General features: G+C 53.0%; 1 protein-coding gene. It reads left to right on the top strand.

What is annotated here, in order from left to right:
* Window positions 1-539: 539 nt before the first annotated feature.
* Window positions 540-1,343 (top strand): hypothetical protein (locus tag V6D20_15275; GenBank protein HEY9817141.1); only part of this gene is annotated, 804 nt, incomplete at its 3' end.

Genomic DNA, 1,343 nt, shown 5'->3' with positions numbered 1-1,343 from the left:
ACCATCATGGCGACTCAGAGAGCAGTTCTACCGACTCTCACTGCGATGTATGCCGCAGATATGCCCGCGAAGACAGGTAGACAAGGAACTCGGGCGTAAAGACTCAGGAGGGATGAGAGGGCGATAGTGGCAGCCCTAATGTCAAGGCTCAAGAAGTGTAAACATTGCAATGAACTCAACACTTGCTCCAGATGTCATACCTTCAATGTAAGCCACCCATCTACTCTCGCCAGCCCTCTCTATCTGACCTTGCAGCTGGTGAAAGAGTGGGGCTGGAAAGAACCGGGCTATGTGTGCAGGCCTTGCGTTAGTTCGCTCTTCAAAGAGGTGAAAGCCCGCAAGAAAGCGGAAAAGGCAGCCACGACAACGTAGCCCGCTTGCTGGGCGAGTAAAAGCTATACTTACATCGTTAATCACTTCCGCTACATACTACAGGCATGATTGGTGGCCAGCGTTGGGCAAAACACTACGGTGGACGGAATTGGGCAAAACTCTCTGTGCCTAGCGGGCCAGAACCGATACGCAAGATACGACAGACGATGAAGCTTAGTTTTTTCTTGTCTCTTTTTCTGCTATCTTACGTACCAGGCTCTGTCCTTGCGCAGTGTGGCGCAAGTCAGGCCATCACCATTGCTGGCGATCTCGGCACAGTGACCTCTATTTTGCCCCCTACCAACTCGGAGGTTGATGTTGTCTGGGAAATCAGCAATGATATCTCTTTGGAGCTTAGTGCTGAGACCTTTGACCACCTACAGGCCGTCAACTCTTCTGCCACCATAACGAACGGTGTACTAAGTTTGGACTTGTCCTTTTCCCCGGTCCCCTCCTCTGCTTTCACCCTTTCAGTGGGAGCTTTTACCTTTGCCCTGGTTGCTCTCTTGGCTGATCAGCGGGTGGCACTTGGGATGGCGTTCATCGGATCCATGGCCTTGGTCAACTCCCAAATGATGTGCCAAAATGACCGCTATTTGGTCACAATACATGCGCCTGCCAATCTACAAGTGGTTCCCATACCAACACCTACACGTCCTATTCCCACACCACCACCAGTCGACTCGATTCCCGGCATGTGCTGGAACTTTGACAATGCTTCCCAATGGCGCTACCGCGAGCAATGGGGCTCCCCTGCCGCTAGCTCCACCAATGGTGGCGAGTTTAGCTGGACGCAGAGCAATGAATGGCACCAAGACACGTTCCACCTGGTGTGCGAGGAGTGCCTCCCCATGCTGCGGAATGACCTAACGTACATTCTAACTATGGATGTCCAGATAGGCGGCCGCCCTGACGAGGACTGGGGTCTGCCTTCTGCCTTTGTACACCAGAGCTCCTACCCCAACTCGCTC

The organism is Candidatus Obscuribacterales bacterium, from assembly GCA_036703605.1.
GTDB lineage: Bacteria > Cyanobacteriota > Cyanobacteriia > RECH01 > RECH01 > RECH01.
This window is presented reverse-complemented; position numbering and strand designations above follow the sequence as displayed.